Source organism: Streptomyces sp. NPDC003456 (genome assembly GCF_042878735.1).
Classification (GTDB): Bacteria; Actinomycetota; Actinomycetes; order Streptomycetales; family Streptomycetaceae; genus Streptomyces.
In genome coordinates this window covers 459,553-477,958 of the sequence record NZ_JBIAOK010000005.1, presented here as the reverse complement: position 1 = coordinate 477,958, position 18,406 = coordinate 459,553, and the positions used below count along the sequence as shown (strand labels likewise).

Annotated in this window: 19 protein-coding genes; 10 read left to right on the top strand and 9 right to left on the bottom strand. The window is 73.6% G+C overall.

Features of this window, described 5'->3' with window-relative positions:
* The first annotated feature begins 25 nt into the window (after positions 1 to 25).
* Together ACFYWG_RS23135 and ACFYWG_RS23130 are read left to right on the top strand one after the other, a co-directional pair.
* Complete coding sequence (locus tag ACFYWG_RS23135) at positions 26 to 1,525, top strand: APC family permease (RefSeq protein ID WP_389203224.1); 1,500 nt, start codon at positions 26 to 28, stop codon at positions 1,523 to 1,525.
* Positions 1,526 to 1,527: 2 nt separating this feature from the next.
* On the top strand, positions 1,528 to 1,944 hold the full coding sequence (locus ACFYWG_RS23130) for a universal stress protein (RefSeq protein WP_383498831.1): 417 nt from the start codon (positions 1,528 to 1,530) through the stop codon (positions 1,942 to 1,944).
* A gap of 124 nt (positions 1,945 to 2,068) precedes the next feature.
* On the opposite strand, the gene ACFYWG_RS23125 is transcribed toward ACFYWG_RS23130, so the two are convergent.
* Positions 2,069 to 3,604, bottom strand: coding sequence for an IucA/IucC family protein (locus tag ACFYWG_RS23125; protein WP_389203222.1), 1,536 nt, complete (start codon positions 3,602 to 3,604; stop codon positions 2,069 to 2,071).
* 99 nt (positions 3,605 to 3,703) lie between these two features.
* Between ACFYWG_RS23125 and ACFYWG_RS23120 the strand changes: the two genes are divergently transcribed.
* The 3 genes from ACFYWG_RS23120 to ACFYWG_RS23110 are packed head-to-tail and all read left to right on the top strand — an operon-like array spanning position 3,704 to position 7,298.
* Positions 3,704 to 5,197 (top strand): IucA/IucC family protein, encoded by a 1,494-nt coding sequence (locus ACFYWG_RS23120; protein ID WP_389203220.1) that lies wholly within the window; start codon positions 3,704 to 3,706, stop codon positions 5,195 to 5,197.
* Positions 5,198 to 5,241: 44 nt separating this feature from the next.
* Positions 5,242 to 6,507, top strand: a complete 1,266-nt coding sequence (locus ACFYWG_RS23115; protein WP_383498838.1) for a VWA domain-containing protein — start codon at positions 5,242 to 5,244, stop codon at positions 6,505 to 6,507.
* Positions 6,507 to 7,298 (top strand): hypothetical protein, encoded by a 792-nt coding sequence (locus ACFYWG_RS23110; protein WP_383686090.1) that lies wholly within the window; start codon positions 6,507 to 6,509, stop codon positions 7,296 to 7,298. Before ACFYWG_RS23115 ends, ACFYWG_RS23110 begins: the two co-directional genes overlap by 1 nt.
* A 168-nt stretch (positions 7,299 to 7,466) precedes the next feature.
* On the opposite strand, the gene ACFYWG_RS23105 is transcribed toward ACFYWG_RS23110, so the two are convergent.
* Positions 7,467 to 8,093 (bottom strand): winged helix-turn-helix transcriptional regulator, encoded by a 627-nt coding sequence (locus ACFYWG_RS23105; RefSeq protein WP_383498844.1) that lies wholly within the window; start codon positions 8,091 to 8,093, stop codon positions 7,467 to 7,469.
* 87 nt (positions 8,094 to 8,180) lie between these two features.
* On the opposite strand from ACFYWG_RS23105, the gene ACFYWG_RS23100 reads away from it, so the two are divergent.
* The 3 genes from ACFYWG_RS23100 to ACFYWG_RS23090 all read left to right on the top strand — a co-directional run bounded on the left by ACFYWG_RS23100 (position 8,181) and on the right by ACFYWG_RS23090 (position 10,654).
* Positions 8,181 to 9,389: a pyridoxal phosphate-dependent aminotransferase gene (locus ACFYWG_RS23100; protein WP_389203217.1), complete on the top strand. Its 1,209-nt coding sequence runs from the start codon at positions 8,181 to 8,183 to the stop codon at positions 9,387 to 9,389.
* 150 nt (positions 9,390 to 9,539) lie between these two features.
* Entirely contained in the window at positions 9,540 to 10,172 is a 633-nt protein-coding gene (locus tag ACFYWG_RS23095) for a hypothetical protein (protein WP_376325545.1), read from the top strand.
* A gap of 59 nt (positions 10,173 to 10,231) precedes the next feature.
* Positions 10,232 to 10,654, top strand: a complete 423-nt coding sequence (locus ACFYWG_RS23090) for an acyl-CoA thioesterase (protein ID WP_383498851.1) — start codon at positions 10,232 to 10,234, stop codon at positions 10,652 to 10,654.
* 91 nt (positions 10,655 to 10,745) lie between these two features.
* Here ACFYWG_RS23090 and ACFYWG_RS23085 read toward each other — a convergent pair whose 3' ends face one another.
* The 7 genes from ACFYWG_RS23085 to ACFYWG_RS23055 all read right to left on the bottom strand — a co-directional run bounded on the left by ACFYWG_RS23085 (position 10,746) and on the right by ACFYWG_RS23055 (position 16,469).
* Positions 10,746 to 12,137: a nucleobase:cation symporter-2 family protein gene (locus ACFYWG_RS23085; RefSeq protein WP_376325539.1), complete on the bottom strand. Its 1,392-nt coding sequence runs from the start codon at positions 12,135 to 12,137 to the stop codon at positions 10,746 to 10,748.
* 216 nt (positions 12,138 to 12,353) lie between these two features.
* A complete protein-coding gene (locus ACFYWG_RS23080; protein ID WP_385414907.1) occupies positions 12,354 to 13,733 on the bottom strand; it encodes an 8-oxoguanine deaminase in 1,380 nt (459 codons plus the stop codon).
* A gap of 111 nt (positions 13,734 to 13,844) precedes the next feature.
* Positions 13,845 to 14,801, bottom strand: coding sequence for a factor-independent urate hydroxylase (gene pucL, locus ACFYWG_RS23075; protein WP_389203214.1), 957 nt, complete (start codon positions 14,799 to 14,801; stop codon positions 13,845 to 13,847).
* Between the two features lie 6 nt (positions 14,802 to 14,807).
* Positions 14,808 to 15,203, bottom strand: a complete 396-nt coding sequence (uraH, locus tag ACFYWG_RS23070; RefSeq protein ID WP_383498858.1) for a hydroxyisourate hydrolase — start codon at positions 15,201 to 15,203, stop codon at positions 14,808 to 14,810.
* A gap of 7 nt (positions 15,204 to 15,210) precedes the next feature.
* Positions 15,211 to 15,720, bottom strand: a complete 510-nt coding sequence (gene uraD, locus ACFYWG_RS23065) for a 2-oxo-4-hydroxy-4-carboxy-5-ureidoimidazoline decarboxylase (protein ID WP_376325527.1) — start codon at positions 15,718 to 15,720, stop codon at positions 15,211 to 15,213.
* 132 nt (positions 15,721 to 15,852) lie between these two features.
* On the bottom strand, positions 15,853 to 16,221 hold the full coding sequence (locus ACFYWG_RS23060) for a helix-turn-helix domain-containing protein (RefSeq protein WP_383498861.1): 369 nt from the start codon (positions 16,219 to 16,221) through the stop codon (positions 15,853 to 15,855).
* Positions 16,218 to 16,469 carry a hypothetical protein gene (locus ACFYWG_RS23055; protein ID WP_383498864.1) on the bottom strand — a complete coding sequence of 84 codons (252 nt, stop codon included), beginning with the start codon at positions 16,467 to 16,469 and terminating at the stop codon, positions 16,218 to 16,220. Before ACFYWG_RS23055 ends, ACFYWG_RS23060 begins: the two co-directional genes overlap by 4 nt.
* 147 nt (positions 16,470 to 16,616) lie before the next feature.
* On the opposite strand from ACFYWG_RS23055, the gene ACFYWG_RS23050 reads away from it, so the two are divergent.
* Together ACFYWG_RS23050 and ACFYWG_RS23045 are read left to right on the top strand one after the other, a co-directional pair.
* Positions 16,617 to 17,438: a TIM barrel protein gene (locus ACFYWG_RS23050; protein WP_389203210.1), complete on the top strand. Its 822-nt coding sequence runs from the start codon at positions 16,617 to 16,619 to the stop codon at positions 17,436 to 17,438.
* Between the two features lie 25 nt (positions 17,439 to 17,463).
* Positions 17,464 to 18,357, top strand: coding sequence for a 2-hydroxy-3-oxopropionate reductase (locus ACFYWG_RS23045; RefSeq protein WP_389203208.1), 894 nt, complete (start codon positions 17,464 to 17,466; stop codon positions 18,355 to 18,357).
* The last annotated feature ends 49 nt before the right edge of the window (positions 18,358 to 18,406 follow it).

Here is an 18,406-nt window from a genome sequence, read left to right as displayed (position 1 = left end):
CCACGCACAACAGGGATGAGGGAGCATGGCCAAGGACATCACGGACGCGGGCCCGCCGCCGTCCGCGAGCCTGAAGCCCGACGCGATCGGGTTCCTCGACGCGCTGGTCATCGGGCTCAACGCCACCTCACCGGCGTACTCGGTGGCGGCGGTCATCGGGCCGGTCGTGGCCCTGGTGGGCCTGTACGCCCCCGGGGTCATGCTCGCCGCGTTCGTGCCCATGCTGCTGATCGCGTCGGCGTTCTACTACCTCAACAAGGTCGACCAGGACTGCGGCACCACCTTCTCGTGGGTGACCCGCGCCATGGGGCCGTGGGCGGGCTGGCTCGGCGGCTGGGCCATCGCGATGACCGGCGTCCTGGTCGTCGGGTCGCTCGCGGACGTCGCCGTGACCTTCTTCCTGCTCGCGGTCGGTCTGGACGGCTGGGCGGACAACGACGTCGTGCGCCAGGTCCTGACGGTGCTGCTGATCGTGGTGATGACGGCCCTGTGCGTGATCGGCACCGAGGTGTCGGCCAAGGTGCAGAACGTGCTGATCCTGGCGCAGGTCGCCTGCCTGCTCGCCTTCGCCGTCGTGGCGCTCTACCGCGTGTACGCCGGCACCGGCACGCTCGACGCGATCAGACCCGAGTTCTCCTGGCTGAACCCGTTCGGCGCGGGCGGGGCGCCGCTGACCGCCGCCCTGCTGCTGGGGATGTTCATCTACTGGGGCTGGGAGTCGGCGGTCAACCTCACCGAGGAGGTCGAGGACTCCGCCACCGCGCCCGGCAGGGCCGCCGTCTGGTCGACGGTGCTGCTGCTGGTGACCTACGTGGCGGTCGCCTTCGCGGTCGTGGGCTACGCCGGCACCGCCTACCTGGAGGAGAACGCCGCCGAGGAGGAGTTCGTCTTCGCGCTGCTCGCCGGGGAGGTGATGGGCGGCTGGGACTGGGTGGTGCTGCTGGCGGTCTCCACCTCCGCGCTCGCCTCCACGCAGACGACGATCATCCCCGCCTCGCGCACGGGGCTGTCCATGGCCCGCCGCCACGCGCTGCCCGCGCACTTCGGCCGCATCCACCCGCGCTTCCGCACCCCCGACGTGAGCACCTGGTGGGTCGCGGGCATCGCCAGCGCCTGGTACCTCGTGGTGTACAACCTCAGCGAGAACGCCCTGTTCGACTCCCTCACGGCGCTGTCGCTGCTCATCGCCTTCTACTACGCCCTCACCGGCGTGGCCTGCGCGGTGTACTACCGCCGCCAGCTGACCCGCAGCGTCCGCGACTTCGTGCTGATCGGGCTCGGCCCGCTGATCGGCGCCGGACTGCTGGCCTGGTTGCTGGTGGAGTCGGTGACGGACATGGCCGATCCGGCCAACTCCTACAGCGGCGTCTCCTGGTTCGGGCTGGGTCCGCCCCTCGTCATCGGCATCGGCATCGCGCTGACCGGCGTGGTCCTCATGATCGTGCGGCGGCTGCGGGCACCCGCCTTCTGGTCGGAGCAGCCGGGCGTGGTCGACCCGGCCCTCCTCGACGGCAAGGAGTCCTGACGATGTCGGTGGTCCTCGGCTACGACGAGTCCCCGGGCGCGCGGCGCGCCCTGCAGGTCGCCATCGAGGTGGCGACCGCGTACGACGAACGGCTGGTCATCGTCTACGGGGCCGCCGCCCCCGGCGTCACCGGCGAGGAGTACGGCGCCCACCACGACGCCGTCCGCGAGGCGGGGAACACCGCGCTCGGCCGCGCGGTGCGGGTGGCCGAGGAGGCCGGGGTGCGCACGGAGGTCGAACTGGTCGACGAGCGGCCCGCGCAGGCCCTGCTCGACGCCGCGGGCCGGCACGGCGCCCGGGTCATCGTGGTGGGCACCTGGGGCGAGAGCCCCGTGCGCGGCGCGCTCCTCGGCTCGACCCCGCACAAGCTGCTGCACCTGTCGAGCGTGCCCGTGCTGTGCGTACCGGCCGAGTCCTGAGCCGGGCGGGCGCCTCCCGGCCCGGGCGGTCGAGCTGCGGGCATCGCGCGGGTCCCGGGCCGTACGGCTCTCCCCGGCCGGCTGCTCCCCCGTCAGGTTTCCTCCCCGTCAGGCTCCTTGCCCGTCAGGTTCCTTCCCTGAGCGGGTTGGGCAGGGGCAGGTAGCGGGCGTCGGCGCCGTCCGCTCCCGTCCAGCGCAGCAGCAGGTTCGTCTTGGCGGGGAGGGTGGGCGAGGCCAGCAGGGCCGGGATCTCGGGCACGTCGTGGCGCGCCAGTTCGCGGCGGACGGCGGGCCAGGGGTCGAACCCGGCGTGCCGCTCGGCGAGGGCGGCGGCGATCTCCGTGAGGTGGTTGACGACCAGGCAGTACACCAGCCGCTCCCAGCCCGCCTCGCGCGGGACGTCCGGCAGCAGCTTCACCCCCTCGGCGTCCCGGTACAGCGCCTGCACCGGAACGCCGTCCGCGTCCACGGCGACCAGCGTGTTCTGCAGGTGGGCCTCCAGGACGACCCCGTGCCGGGCGAACGCCCACAGCACCGGGGGAACCGCGCACGCCAGGTACGCCGTCCACCAGCCCTCCGGGTCGGTGGTGCGCTCCAGCGGGCTCCCCTCGAAGCCTTCGGACAGGCCGGCGGCGAGCAGCGGGGTCGCCCCCGGCAGGAGCCGGTCCCCGAACCCGTCGCGGACGAGGACGGCCAGCGCCTCGAAGGCGAACCCGGCCGTGCGGTACCCCCGGTCGCCGAGCCAGGCCGGGGGGCCGTCGAACGTCTCGAACGCGGCGGACACGGCCGTGTCGGTCCGGCGCAGGGCGAGCAGGTCGTGGCGCCACAGCCGGCGGATGTCGTTGGTGATCCGCACGTCGAGGCTGAACTTGAGGAAGACGTCGTGGCCGGGCGCGTACAGCGTGCGCACGGCGGCCGTGGGCCAGGTGCCGGGGGCGGCCGAGCCCAGGTGGACGAGCCGGCCGTCGGCGAAGGCGGCGGCGAGTTCCGCCGCGGCCAGGTCGAGCTGCCAGGGGTGGGCCGGCAGCAGCCGGTAGCCGGGCGGGGCCGTGCCGAGCGCGTCGAGCGCCGAGGTGTCGCCCTCCTCCACGACGGTGTCCTCGCGCGCGCCCAGCAGGGTCACCGGGAACGCGGCGTACGCCTCCGGGGCCCAGGGCAGCCAGCCGGCGGCGGGACCGCCGCCGCGGGCCTTGGGGGCGGGGTGGTGCGTGTGGCCGGTCAGCAGCGACTGCTCGGAGCGCCGGTAGGGGTCCGCGGGCGGGGCGGTCCGGGCCCGGGCTGCCAGCAGCGCGGCGACGGCGTCGCGGCTGTCGAGCATCTCGGCGGGCAGGTCGTGGTTGGACAGGCCGGTGCGGTGGCGCAGTTCGTCGGCGACGAGTTCCACCAGCCCGGCGTGGTCGAGGCGGTGCCAGCCGTCCCGGGTGCGCACCTCGGGCGCTGCGGGGCGCCGCGTCCCGCGCACGCGCAGCAGGCGGTCGCCGCCGGGCAGGTGGTACACCCGGTGCCCGCCCTCGCGGCCCACCGGCCGGGCCACTTCGCGCAGCAGGCAGTTCAGCAGCGGCGCGGCGGCGTACGCGTCGGCGAGGCCGGCGGTGGCCGGGTCGTCACCGTGGGCCGAGTCGTCGTCGGCGGGCGGGGGCATGAGGTCCACGCGTTCCACTCGTCCCTGTGGTCCTTCCAGCGTTCCGGGCGGAGATGATCAGTATGTCGGTCGTCGCCGTCCCGCTGTGACGCCCTATTCGTACCCGAGGAGCCCGCCGTGCACCGTTCCCCCCGCGCCGAGACCGAGGCAGCCGAGGAACTGGCCGTCGTACGGCCCGCCCTGCTGCCGCGGTACGAGGCCGAACTGCCCGGTGCCCGGGCGGCCGTGCTGTCCCGTCTGTGGCGCGGTCTGGCCCATGATCCGCTGCCCTGGGCCGTCCGCCGGGAGGCCGGCGGTGACGGGCTGACCCTGCACCTGGCGGACGGGCGCCGGCTGCACGGGCCGCGCCCGGACCCCTACGCGACCGGTGCGGCCGTCACGGCCGTGCGGCTCGACGGGACGGACCACGACGACCCGGCGCGGCTGATCGCGGAGCTGGCCGTGCCGCACTCCGCCCCCTTCGCCGCCGAACTCGCCCACAGCGTCGCCTCGATGGCCCTGTCGCGCGCCGGGCAGACCGGAGCGGGCGCGCGGTGGCCGGAGCACGACTGGGAGTGGGAGCAGCGGATCGTGGACGGGCACCCGTTCCATCCGGCGTGCCGGTCGCGGCCCGGTTTCTCGGTGGCCGAGCAGCTCGCGTACGGGCCCGAGCACCGGCCGGTGGTGGAGCTGGGGATGGTGCCGGTGCGGGCGGGCGAGTGCCTGGTGTCGGGCGTGTGGCCGCGGGAGCTGCGGGAGGGGGAGCACCTGCTGCTTCCGGTGCACCCCTGGCAGGCCGCGCACGTGCTGAAGCGGACCTGCGACCGGCGCCGCCCCGGGCATCCGCTGATGGCCCTGCGGACGCTGGCGCTGCCCGGCGGGCCGCACGTGAAGACCTCGCTCAGCGCCCGGCTGACGTCCTCCGTGCGGGACATCTCGCTGCCCTCGGTGGCCGCCTCCGCGCTGCTGTCGGACTTCGCCGCGACGCCCGCGGCCCGCACGGAGGGCCTGCTGCACGTCACGCGCACGCTGGGCGCCGCCGCGGCCGGTTCGCCCGACTTCGCGGCCGTCCTGCGGGAGTCGCCGCAGACGTACGCGGCGCCCGGTGAACGGGTCCTGCCGGTGGCGGCCCTGGCGACCACCGACCTGCCCCGCTCCCCCGCCTGGCTGGCCCGGTTCGCGCGTCTCGCCCTCACCGTCGGCCTGCGGCTGCTGGACCTCGGGGTGGCGCTGGAGGCGCACGGCCAGAACCTGCTGGTGGTGCTCTCCGCCTCGGGCGAACCGCTGCGGCTGGTCTACCGGGACCTGGCCGACATCCGCGTCAGCCCGGCCCGCCTGACGCGGCACGGCATCGCGGTGCCCGACCTGCCCGCGCGCATGGTCACCGACGACGAACGCACACTGCGCCGCAAGCTGTTCGGCTCCCTGGTGGCGGGCGCCCTCGCCGGGACGGCGGGCTCGGGCGCGGCACTGGCCGCGGCCCTGGAGACGGCGGTGCGCGATCTCCCTCCCACCGCGGATCTGGCGGCACTGCGCACCGAGCCCGTGCCGGCGAAGGCGCTGACGTTGATGCGGCTCTCCCCGCGGACGCCCGGGGACCAGTGGGCGGACCTGCCCAACCCCCTGCTGTGAGACTCGTTTTGGAGCCCGGCCCGCGTGATCAATAGGATCCGCCGATGATCACAAGAACACGGCTGGCGGCGGGCGTGTGCGCCCTGCTCGCCGCGCTCACGGCCGGGCTCGCCTTCCCGGCCGGGGCGGCCGCCGGCGAACCCACGGGCCAGGACGCCCCCAAGGTCGACCTCGTCCTCGACGTGAGCGGCTCGATGCGGGCGCGCGACATCGACGGCCGGTCCCGGATGGCCGCCGCGAAGCAGGCCTTCAACGAGGTGCTCGACGCGACGCCTGAGGGGGTCGAGCTCGGCATCCGCACCCTGGGCGCCGACTACCGGGGCGACGACCGCAGGACCGGCTGCAAGGACACCGCGCAGCTCTATCCGGTCGGCCCGCTGGACCGCACCGAGGCGAAGACGGCCGTCGCGACGCTCAGCCCGACCGGCTGGACACCCATCGGCCCGGCCCTGCTGAAGGCGGCCGGCGACCTGGACGGCGGCGACGGCTCCAAGCGCATCGTGCTGATCAGCGACGGCGAGGACACCTGCGCCCCGCTCGACCCGTGCGAGGTGGCCCGGGAGATCGCCGCGAAGGGCATCGGCATGACCATCGACACCCTGGGACTGGTGCCGACCGCCAAGCTGAGCCGGCAGCTCAGCTGCATCGCGGAGGCGACCGGCGGCACCTACACCTCCGTGGAACACCAAGACGAACTCACCGACAAGGTCAACGAGTTGGTGGAGCGCGCGGCCGACCCGGTGGTGACGCCGGTGCCGGCGGAGGGGGCCGCCGCGTGCGCGCAGGCGCGGACGCTGGAGTCCGGCCTCTACAGCGACCGTGCGGAGTCCGGGCAGCAGCGCTGGTACCGGGTGGACGTGCGGCCGGGTCAGGAACTGCGCGCCGCGGTGTCCGTGGCGGCCGACCGGGCCGTGAACCCCGGCCACGGGGTGCTGCTGCGGGCGGTCACCGCCAAGGGGCGCGAGATCGTGCGCGGCGAGGCGGCGGGCCACGGCCGCACCGACGTCGTCTCGACCGGTCTGCGCTACCCGAAGGCCGACAGCGACGACGAGGAGGCCCCCGCCGAGGCGGTCTGCCTGGCGGTCTCGCACTCCTTCTCGGCGGCTTCCGGCGTGAAGACCACTCCGGGGCTGCCGCTGGAGCTGACGGTGGACGTCGTGGACGCCCCGGACCCGGCCGGCGACGTGGCCGCCTTCGGTCTGGGTCGCGGCTGGTGGCTGCTCGGCGTCCTCGTTCTCGCCGGCTTCCTCGCCGGTCTCGTGTGGGGCTGGCTGTCGCGCTGGCGGGTCGCGGTCTGGAGGACCAACTGATGCGAGTTCTGCGTGTGACCATCGCCGCGCTGCTGACCGCGGGCCTGGCCGCCGCCCCCGCGGCGGCCGACTCCTCGCCGAGCCCGTCGCCGGACGGCTCCGCCGCCCCCTCGCGGGCCGGTACGTCGTTCCGTACCGCGACGGAGATCGAGCAGGGGCAGCGGGCCACGGCGAGCGCCTCCACCGGTGACTACCTGTACTGGTCGTTCCCGGCCGACACCGGGCAGCGCCCCACGGTCCGGGCGACGGTGAAGCTCCCGGAGACCCACGCCTCCCAGACCTGGCAGATCGACGTCCACGACGGGCTGCGCCGCCGCCAGGCCTGCCGCTACGGGGCGCAGACGCGCACCGCCGCCGCGGACGCCGCCTCGGTGGAGCTGTCCTGCGCGCTGCGCACGGTCCGGGCCTGGTCCGAACCGTGGGCCGCCGATCCCCTGCCGGGCACCTACTACCTCCGCCTGACGGCCACCGGCGTCGGCACCGGTGACCTCGGTCTGCCGGTGGACGCCGAGGTGCGGGTGGAGTCCGAGGACGCGGGGGGCGCCGCGGCGGTGGACGGCTCGCTGTCCGAGCCGCTGGTGCCGGGCATCGCGAACGCGCCGGAGGAGGAGCGCGAGGACGCGGCCGTGCTGGCCGGCCTCGAACCCGAGGACGGCTGGAGTTCCGGCTGGTGGTCGGACCGGTGGGTGTGGACGGGGCTGGGCGGCGTCCTGGCCGCGCTGGCCGGGGTCGGCGGACACGCGCTGACGCGCGGCTCGGGACGGCCGTCCCGGGTACCGCCCGGCGCCTGACCGCGACCGACGTTCCCTCAGAAGGCCCGCCCGGTGCGGGCCTTCTGCCGTCCGGGCGCACGGCGCGGCCGGCCGGGACTCCGGCGGCGCCGCCGGGCGGGACGGACCGGGGAGGGCGGCACGCGCCGGGCGCGGCGGCCCGCCCGGGCGTGCGCGCCCCGGACCGGCTCAGGCGTCCCTGAGCGCCTTGGCGAGCGCGCCCTCGCCGCTCACCTGGACCCGGCCCGCCCGGACGGCCGCGGCCAGGTCCAGCTCCCCGCGGCTCAGCGCCAGGCACGTGGCGGTGTCCAGGGCCAGCCGGGCGTCCGGCTCCACGGGGGCGGGCCCGTCGCCGAAGACCGGCCCCTGCCCGGCTCCGGCGTACAGGTGGAACCGGCCTTCCTCCAGGCCGACTTCGACGAGCCCCTCGCCGTCCAGCAGGCGCAGCATCGGCAGGGCGAACCAGTGCGCGCGCACGGCGTCCGTGGGCCTGCGCTCCCCCAGCTCCGCCTCGCCCCACGCGCCGAGCGCCTGGAGCACCGGCAGCAACTCCCGCCCCCGGGCCGTCACTTCGTACACGGACACGGCGCCGGGCGGGGGCAGTCTGCGCCGGGTCGCGAGGCCGTCGCGCTCCATGTCCCGCAGCCGCGAGGCGAGTACGTCCGTGCTGACCCCGGGCAGGTCCGCGTGCAGGTCGGTGTAGCGGCGGGGACCGGCGAGGAGCTCCCGGACGATCAGGAGGGTCCAGCGGTCGCCGACCAGGTCGAGGGCGCGGGCGACGGAGCAGTACTGGTCGTAGCGTCGGCGAGGTGGCATGCGGGGCAGTCTAGACAAGTTGTTGGACTTTCCAAGCGACTACTTGGTAAAACCAAGCAGCACCAGTCGCCAGAGGGGAAGCAGCGCATGGAGTTCCGCCAGTCGAGCAAGCTGAGCGAGGTCTGCTACGAGATCCGCGGCCCGGTCATCGAGCACGCCGACGCGCTGGAGGAGGCCGGGCACAGCGTGCTGCGGCTCAACACCGGCAACCCGGCGCTGTTCGGCTTCGAGGCGCCCGAGGAGATCGTCCAGGACATGATCCGGATGCTGCCGCGGGCGCACGGCTACACCGACTCGCGCGGCGTCCTGTCCGCCCGGCGCGCGGTCGCCCAGCGCTACCAGACGCTCGGCCTGGAGGTCGGCGTCGACGACGTCTTCCTCGGCAACGGCGTCTCCGAGCTGGTCTCGATGGCCGTCCAGGCGCTGATCGAGGACGGCGACGAGATCCTGATCCCCGCCCCCGACTTCCCCCTCTGGACCGCGGTGACCACCCTCGCGGGCGGCAGGGCGGTCCACTACCTCTGCGACGAGCGGGCCGACTGGTACCCCGACCTCGACGACATGGCCGCGAAGATCACCGATCGCACGAAGGCGGTCGTGATCATCAATCCGAACAACCCCACCGGCGCGGTCTATCCGAAGGAGATCGTCGAGGGCATCCTCGACCTCGCCCGCCGTCACGGCCTGCTGGTCTTCGCCGACGAGATCTACGACCAGATCCTCTACGACGACGCCGTGCACCACTCGGCCGCCGCGCTCGCCCCCGACCTGGTGGTCCTCACCTTCTGCGGCCTGTCCAAGACCTACCGCGTGGCGGGCTTCCGCTCCGGCTGGCTGGTGGTCACCGGCCCGCGGCAGCACGCCAGGGACTACCTGGAGGGCCTGACCATGCTGGCCTCCATGCGGTTGTGCGCCAACGCGCCCGCGCAGTACGCCATCCAGGCCGCGCTCGGCGGCCGGCAGTCCATCGGCGAGCTGACCGCGCCGGGCGGGCGGCTGCGGGAGCAGCGGGACGTGGCCTGGCGCAAGCTCAACGAGATCCCGGGCGTGAGCTGCGTGAAGCCCAAGGGCGCGCTGTACGCGTTCCCCCGGCTCGATCCCGAGGTGTACCCGATCCACGACGACGAGAAGTTCGTCCTGGACCTGCTGCTGCGGGAGAAGATCCAGGTGGTGCAGGGCACGGGCTTCAACTGGCCCACGCCCGACCACTTCCGGATCCTGACCCTGCCGCACGCCGACGACCTGGAGGCGGCGATCGGCCGCATCGGGCGGTTCCTCGCCGGGTACCGGCAGTAGCCCCACGGCCGGTGGCAGGGACCGGCCGGGGCCCGCGGCCGGGCGGCGCCCTCAGCCGGGCGGGCGGGGCGGTTGTCAGTGGCGGGTCGTAGCCTTCGGGCAGGTGGGGCGAGCGCCCCGGGCCCTGCCGACGCCGGAGAGGAGCGCGCCGTGACCCGACCGCCGACCGCCGCGCAGCGGCGGGTCATCGACACCGCCGACCCGGTCACCGGGCGGCTGAAGGGCACACCGGCGCAGCTCGCGGCGCTGGTGCAGCGGGGGTTCGCCTTCCGGCACCCGAGACCGCCGCACGACCACTTCCTCACCCCGGAGGGGCACCGGGTGCGCCAGGGCATCACACAGGCACCCGAGGCCGCCGCCGGGACCCCCGCCGCCCCGTCGGGCGTGTTCGCGGCCCGCACCGGGGGCGAGGCGGAGCCACCGGCGTCCGGCCCCGCGCGGCGCCGCGAGGTGCACAGCGCCTGGCAGGGGTTGGTGGAGCTGCGCCGGATGACCAACCCGGACGGCTCGGTGGACCGGCCCTGCGGCTGGGAGCGGACGCACCTGGTGCAGGCCGCGGCCCTGGCCCTGGAGGCGGCCGGGCACCGCCCCGCCGGACCGGACGACGGGGGCTACCGGGTGCGGGACACCCCGCAGCCGGAGGCCGTCGCCGTCCACGAGCCGGACCCGGGGGCGCTGCGGGCCTGCGCGGCCACCCTCGAAGGCGCAGGCTGGCAGGTGAGCGAGCACCGCGAGCCGCGCACCGGCGCCCGGTACCTCCTGGCCTCACCGCGCCGGGCGTGACGGACGTGCCAGGATCGGTGGATCGTTGCGCAGTGCACGAGAGTTGCGAAGGGGAAGCCGTGAGCGAGCCGTTTTCCGTGCCCGTCACCGTCCGCGGGTACGAGACCGATGTGCAGGGGCACCTCAACCAGGCGGTGTACCTCAACTACGCCGAGCACGCCCGCTGGGCGCTGCTCCAGGCCGCCGGGATCACGCAGAGCGCCCTGGTCGGCAGCGGCGTGGGCCCGGTCGCGCTGGAGACGACCATCCGCTACCGGCGCGAGTTGCTCGCGGGCGACGAGGTGGAGGTGACCTGCGCCTTCGAGTGGGGCGGCGGCAAGACGTTCCGGATCGAGCAGGCGGTGGTGAAGGCCGACGGCACGGTGGCCGCCGAGATCACGGCGGTCGGCGGGATCCTCGACCTGGAGCGGCGCAAGCTGGTCGCCGATCCCGCCGCGGTGTTCCGGAAGCTGGCGTCGGACCCGGGCCCGTTGGGGCTCTAGGGGGGGGCCGGGCGGGTCGTGAGGCCCGCGAATCCGCGGCCCCGGCCGGTGTGACACCGGCCGGGGCGGGGCCCGGGGGACGCCGGGGTCCTCAGGACGAGGCGGCCCGGGCGGTGGGGACGCCCGTCAGCTCCTCGCCCGGCTCCATCGGGTGGGTCACGTCCTGGGCGTCACGGCCGCCCCCGCCCAGGTGGTTGAAGACGAGGTTGAGCAGCACGGCCGCCACGCAGCCCGTCGAGATGCCCGAGTCCAGGACGATGCGGGCCGTCTCCGGGAAGGCGTGGTAGAACTCCGGCGCCGTGATCGGGATGATGCCGACCGCCAGGGAGACGGCCACGATCAGGACGTTGTTGTCCTTGTCCAGTCCGGCCCGCACCAGCGTCTGGATGCCGCTGGCGGCGACCGAGCCGAACAGCACGACCCCCGCCCCGCCGAGCACGGGGCGCGGGACGACGGCGATCAGCGAGGCCGCCATCGGGCACAGGCCCATCAGCACCAGGAACCCGCCGCCGGCGGCGACGACGTACCGGCTGCGGATCCTCGTCATCGCGACCAGGCCGATGTTCTGTGCGAAGGCGCTGCACATGAAGCCGTTGAACAGGGGGCTGATCGCCGAGCCGAGGGTGTCGGCGCGCAGGCCGGCCGCGATGGTCTTCTCGTCGGCCGGGCGGTCGACGATCTCGCCGAGGGCGAGCATGTCGGCGGTCGACTCGGTCATCGAGACCACCATCACCACGCACATCGACAGGATCGCGGCGAGCTGGAACTGCGGGGCGCCGAAGTGGAAGGGCGTGGGGAAGCCGACGACGGCCGCCTCCGCGACGGGACCGAAGTCGGTGACGCCGAAGGGGATCGCGAGCAGCGTGCCGGCGACCAGGCCGAGCAGCACGGCGATCTGCTTGACGAAGCCCCGGGTGAACCGGCGCAGCAGCAGCACGATCAGCAGCGTCGCGCCCGCCAGTGCGAGGTTCGTCGCCGAACCGTAGTCGTGGGCGGCCGGGTTGGGCCCCTGGGCCCAGCCGAAGGCGACGGGCAGCAGCGATATGCCGATCAGGGTGATGACGGAGCCGGTGACGACCGGCGGGAAGAAGCGGATCGCCTTGCAGAAGACGGGGGCCGCGAGGAAGCCCAGCAGGCCGGCGACGACGACCGCGCCGAAGATGATCGGCAGGGCGTCGGACTTGTCCTCGGTGGAGGCGACGATCGCGGTCATCGGGGCGACACCGGCGAAGGTGACGCCGTTGACGAAGGGCAGCCGGGCGCCGATCTTCCAGATGCCGAGGGTCTGCAGGAAGGTGGCGAGGCCCGCGGTGAACAGGCAGGCGCCGGTGAGGAAGGTCAGGTCGGTGGCGGAGAGGCCGATGGCCGCGCCGACGATCAGGGGTGGGGCGACGACTCCGGCGTACATGGCGGCCACGTGCTGCAGGCCGGTCGTCGCCATCTTGAGCGCGGGGAGTTTTTCGTCAACGGGGTGGTCGGCCACGGCGGCGTCCCTCCGGTCGGTTACACGGCTGCGCCGAGCGGCGCCCGTGGGTGTCAAGGAGGTGGTGCGGGTGGTCGTGCGGGACCGGCGGACGGTGGTGACCGTCTCCGGGGGCGCGCGTATGGGCGCACGCCCCGGAGACAGCCGCCGCGGACCCCGCTCGGGTCCACGGCCACCGGCCGGGAGCCGTCCCTCCCGGCCGGAGTATCCGGGTGGTCAGGCTCCGGCGGCGATCCGCGCCAGGCGCCGGGCCTCGTCGCGCGTGGCGCGGGCGATCGCGTCCTCGTCGACGGTCAGCAGGCGGCCGTCCTCGACGATCTGGCGGCCGTTGACGAAGGAGGCGGTGACCGGGGCGGCCGCACCGAAGACCAGGGCGGTCACCGGGTCGGCGATGGAGGCGTGGGCGAGCGTGTCCATCTTCCACAGCACCAGGTCGGCGAGCTTGCCGGGCTCCAGGGAGCCGGTCTCCGCCGCCCGGCCGAGCACCTGGGCTCCGCCGTGGGTGCCCAGGCGCAGCGCCTGGCGGGCGTTGAGCGCGGCCTCCTTGTGGCTGCCGAGGCGGTTGATGAGGAGGGCGTTGCGCAGCTCGGTGTGGAGTTCGCCGGACTCGTTCGAGGCCGTGCCGTCGACGCCGAGGCCGACGGGGACGCCGGCGGCGAGCATGTCGGGGACGCGGGCGATGCCGGCCGCGAGGCGGGCGTTGGAGGAGGGGCAGTGCGCGACGCCGGTCCTGGTGCGGGCGAAGGCGGCGATGTCGGAGTCGTTCATGTGGACGCAGTGCGCCATCCACACGTCTTCGCCGAGCCAGCCGGTGGACTCGAAGTAGTCGGTCGGGCCCATGCCGAACAGCTCGTGGCAGAACTTCTCCTCCTCCACGGTCTCCGAGCCGTGGGTGTGCAGCCGGACGCCGAGGCGGCGGGCCAGCTGGGCGCCGTCGCGCAGCAGTTCGGTGGAGACGGAGAAGGGCGAGCAGGGCGCGACGGCGACCTGGGTCATGGCGTCGAAGGAGGAGTCGTGGTGCCGCCGCACGGTCTCCTCGGTGGCGGCCAGCGCGCCGTCGAGGGTCTCCACGGCGAAGTCCGGGGGCAGGCCGCCGTCCTTCTCGCTGCGGTCCATCGAGCCGCGGGCGAGGGTGAAGCGCACACCCATGTCGCGGGCGGCCCCGATGATCGCGCCGGCCAGGTCGCCGGAGCCCCGCGGGAAGACGTAGTGGTGGTCCATGGCGGTGGTGACGCCGCCGCGGGCCATCATCGCGAGCGAGCCCTGGGCCGCGGCGCGGACCATCGGCTCGTCGATGCGGGCCCAGGTGGGGTAGAGGGCGACGAGCCAGTCGAACAGGTTGTGGTCGGTGGCCAGGCCGCGGGTGATCCACTGGTAGAAGTGGTGGTGGGTGTTGATCAGGCCGGGGGTCACCAGGTGGCCGGAGGCGTCGATGCGGCGGGCCACGTCCTGCAGGCCCTCGGGGGCGGGGCCCGCGCCGAGGGACTCGATGCGGTTGCCGGCGATGACGACGTGTCCGGAGGCGTACTCGGTGTCGTGTCCGTCGACGGTCGCGATCGCACAGTTCTCGATGACGATGCGCCGGTCTGCTGCCATGGTTCGTCCTTTGCGCTGATGTGGAGAGGGCACGGCAGGACCCCGGAGATTTGAGTGCCGTGGCCGGGAGACGGGTTCCCCCGGCCACGGGTGCCGAAAAGGAGGGGGGCGTCAGAGGTTGGTGAGGTCCTCGGGGATCCGCGCCTCGCGGCCGTCCCGCAGGATCGTCGCCTCGATCAGGCCGTAGGGCCGGTCGGCCGCGTAGTAGACCTCGTTGTCGTTCTTCAGGCCGAACGGCTCCAGGTCGACCAGGAAGTGGTGCTTGTTCGGCAGGGAGAAGCGGACCTCGTCGATCTCGCTGCGGTGGTTGATGATCCGCGCGCCCATCTGGTACAGCGTCTGCTGCAGCGAGAGCGAGTACGTCTCGGCGAAGGCCTGGAGCATGTGCTTCCTCACCTGCTCGTAGGACTTCTCCCAGTTCGGCATGCGCTCGGCGTCGTCGGTCCAGTTGAACCGCCAGCGGCCCGACACCTCGGTGGCCAGGATGCGGTCGTAGGCCTCCTTCAGGGTCGTGTACTTGTCCTTGACGTAGCCCCAGAACTCGGAGTTGGTCGAGTTCATCACGACGAGGTCCTTCAGGCCGGAGATCACCTCCCACTTCTCGCCGTCGTAGGTGACCTGGGTCAGCCGGACCTCCTGGCCCTTGCGGACGAAGGAGTGCTTGACGTCGTCGGCGCCGATGAACTGCGAGTTGGCGTCGGAGGCCTCGATCCGCTCCCAGGCGTACTCCTCGATGCGGATGCGGGCCCGGTGGATCGGCTGCTGGCTGGTGACGAAGTGCCGGGCGAGGTGGATGCCGAACTGCTCGGCGGACTCGATGCCGTGTTCCTTGGCGAAGGCGAACACCGTGTTCTTCGTGGTGTCGGTCGGCAGGACATTGGCGTTGGAGCCCGAGTAGTGGACCTCCTCCATGTCGCCGGACAGGGCGACGGAGACGTTGAGGTCCTTGATGTGGTGGGTGGCGCCGTCCCGCGTGATCTTGACGACTCGGTTCTCTGCCTTGCCGTACTGGTTCTGTCCCAGGATCACAGGGCGGGCAGGGCGGGCAGGGCGGGAAGTTTCTGCCATCTGTAGCTAGCTCCCTCGGTAAACGGAGTAGCCGAACGGGTTGAGCAGCAGCGGTACGTGGTAGTGCTCGCCCGGCACGACGGCGAACGTGATCGCCACCTCCGGGAAGAACACACCGGCGCCGCTGTCCCGGTTCGCGGGGGCGTCCTGCTGCGCATCGGCTTGCTTGTCGGTGAAGTACGGCTCCACGGCGAAGTCGAGCCGTACGTGGGTCGTTCCCTCCGGCAGGGCCGGCAGGTCCTTGCACCGCCCGTCCGCGTCGGTCGCCGAGCCGCCGAGCGCCTGCCAGTCGGCCGCGCGCCCCGAACGGGCGGACAGGTGGACGGCGACGCCCTCGGCGGGGCGGCCGGCGCTGGTGTCCAGGATGTGCGTGGACACGGACGCGGTGGCGGAGGTGCTCATGGTGAGGTCAGTCCTCTTCGACGAGTCGGGCCAGGCGGATGCGGTTGATCTTCCCCAGTTCGGTGCGGACGATCTCCCGCTCCTGCTCCGGGGTGTTGCCGAGGCGTTCCCGGACCGCGTCGCGCATCTGCTCGCCGGTGCGGCCGGTGGCGCAGATCAGGAAGACGTGGCCGAACCTCTCCTGGTAGGCGAGGTTCAGCTCCAGCATCTCCGCCTTGAGCGCGTCGGAGGCGCCGGCCATGCCGCTCTGCTCCCGCGCCGAGGTGGGGTCACCGGGCTTGGGGCGGCCGATGGGCGGGTGGCCGGCCATCGCCTCGTCGAGGTCGGCGGCCGTCAGCTCCGCCGTGGCGGCGTCGCTCGCGGCGTACAGGTCCTCGGGGACCAGGAAGGGGCGGGCGGCGAGCAGTCGCCTCGCCCACGCCGTGGACGCGCACGCCTCGTGGAGCGCGGTGAAGGCCGCGTTCTCCTCCGCTGCGTTGAACCGGGCCAGGCCCGGTGGCGTGGAAGTGGAAGTCACGGGAGCCTCCGTGGCCGGCAACGGCCTTCGTGCTGAACGGGCGTGCCGATAGCTAACGCCCAACCGCGACAGCACGTCAACAGTTTGTTGAAAATTCGGTGGCGCGAAACCGGACGGGCGGCAGCGCTCCCGTCAGGCCCCCTTCTCGCGGTTCAGGTAGTTGTAGACGGTGAAGCGGCTGACGCCCAGGGCGCCGGCGACGGTCTCCACGCCGTGCCGCACGGAGAAGGCGCCGCGCGCCTCGAGTATCCGGACGACTTCCTGCTTGGCCTTGCGGTCGAGGTCGGCCAGCGGCATGCCCTTGCGGCGCTCCATGGCCGCCAGGATGTGGTCGAGGGAGTCGGCGAGCTGCGGCAGCCGCACGGCGACGGCGTCGCGGCCCTGCCAGGCCAGCACGACGTCGTCGGGGCCGGCCTCGTCGGGCGGGATCATCTCGCCGCCCATGGCGTCGACCAGGGGCTTGACGGCCGCGATGAACGGCTCGTCGCCCGCGCCGCTCACGAGGCGTCCCCCTCGATCACGTTGACCTGGAGCGAGACCCGGGTGGCACCGGCCGCCAGGGCCTTGCGGAGCAGGGCGTCCACGGCGCCGAGCACCGCGTCGGCGCCGCCCTCGGCGGTGTTGCCGAACGGACCCACGTCCACGGCGTCCAGTTCGGCGGCCTCCACGACCTCCCGGGCCACCACCGCGTGCGCGGGGGCCTCGTCGAGGTCGAAGGGCTCGGTCGTGAACTCCACTCTCAGTCGCACGCGCTCAACCTAACGCGCGGTGCGGGCTTTCCGGCAGCCCCTCTTGACAGCCCGCGCACCCCACAGGCAGTCTTCCGTTAAGCAGAAACAAGATTCCGCAATACGGAAACAGACCGGGCGGAAGACACGGAAGGGAGCGCCGCCCCGATGGGATTCGCAGACCAGCGCTTCAACGTCAACCTGTCGATCCTCTTCACGGAGCTCCCCCTGCTGGAGCGTCCCGCGGCCGCCGCGGCCGCCGGGTTCACCGCCGTCGAGCTGTGGTGGCCCTGGGTCGACTCACCCACGCCCCCGCAGTCCGAGCTCGACGCGCTGCGGCGCGCGATCGAGGACGCGGGCGTCCGCCTGACCGGCCTGAACTTCTACGCCGGGCAGCTTCCCGGCCCGGACCGCGGCGCCCTGTCCGTCCCCGGCGAGGAGTCCGAGCGGTTCCGGGCCAACATCGACGTGGCCGCCGGCTTCGCCGCCGCACTGGGCTGCACGGCCCTCAACGCCCTGTACGGCAACCGCGTCGAGGGCGTGGACCCGGCCGAGCAGGACGCTCTCGCGCTGGAGAACCTGGTCCTGGCGGCCCGCGCCGCCGACCGGATCGGCGCGGTGCTGCTGATCGAGGCGCTGAACGAGCCCGAGTCGCCGCGGTACCCGCTGGTGTCCGCACCGGCCGCCGTCGAGGTCGTCGACAGGGTCGACGAGGCCACCGGACTGGGCAACGCGCGCTTCCTCATGGATCTCTACCACCTGTCCATGAACGGCGAGGACCTGCCGGCGGTGATCGAGCGGTTCGCCGCGAAGACCGGTCACGTCCAGATCGCCGACAACCCGGGGCGCGGCGCGCCCGGCACCGGCTCGCTCCCCCTCGAGGACCTCCTCGACCGGCTGAAGAAGGCGGGCTACGACGGCTGGGTGGGCCTCGAGTACAAGCCGGGCGACCGCCCGAGCGCCGAGGCCTTCGACTGGCTGCCCCGCTGACCCCCTGCACCGAAAGGCACCCATCATGAGCAGCACCCTCCCCAAGGTCGCCTGGATCGGCCTCGGCATCATGGGCTCCCCCATGTCCGAGAACCTGATCAAGGCGGGTTACCAGGTCACCGGCCACACCCTGGAGCAGGACAAGCTGGACCGGCTGGCCGCGGCCGGCGGCACGGCCGCCTCCTCGATCGCCGAGGCCGTCCGGGACGCCGACGTCGTGGTCACCATGGTCCCGGCGTCCCCGCAGGTGGAGGCCATCGCCTACGGCCCCGACGGGATCCTGGACAACGCCCGCTCCGGCGCGCTGCTGATCGACATGTCCTCGATCACGCCGCAGACGTCGGTCGACCTGGCGAAGGCGGCACGGGACAAGGGCATCCGCGTCCTGGACGCCCCGGTGTCCGGCGGCGAGGCCGGCGCGATCGAGGCCGTGCTGTCCATCATGGTGGGCGGCGAGCAGGCCGACTTCGACGAGGCCGAGCCGCTCTTCCAGGCCCTCGGCAAGACGATCGTGCTGTGCGGCCCGCACGGCTCGGGCCAGACCGTGAAGGCGGCCAACCAGCTGATCGTCGCCGTGAACATCCAGGCGTGCGCCGAGGCCGTCGTCTTCCTGGAGAAGTCGGGCGTGGACCTGAAGGCCGCCCTGGACGTCCTGAACGGCGGCCTGGCCGGCTCGACCGTGCTGACCCGCAAGAAGGACAACTTCCTCGCCCGCGACTTCAAGCCGGGCTTCCGGATCGACCTGCACCACAAGGACATGGGCATCGTCACGGACGCCGCCCGCACCGTCGGTGCGGCCCTGCCCGTCGGCTCCGTGGTCGCCCAGCTGGTCGCCTCCCTGCGCGCCCAGGGCGACGGCGGGCTGGACCACTCGGCGCTGCTGCGGGCCGTGGAGCGCCTCTCCGGCGCCCAGGTCTGACCCTCCCTCCCGGCCTCCTCGCGCCGGGGCCCGAGACCCCGGGCGGTGC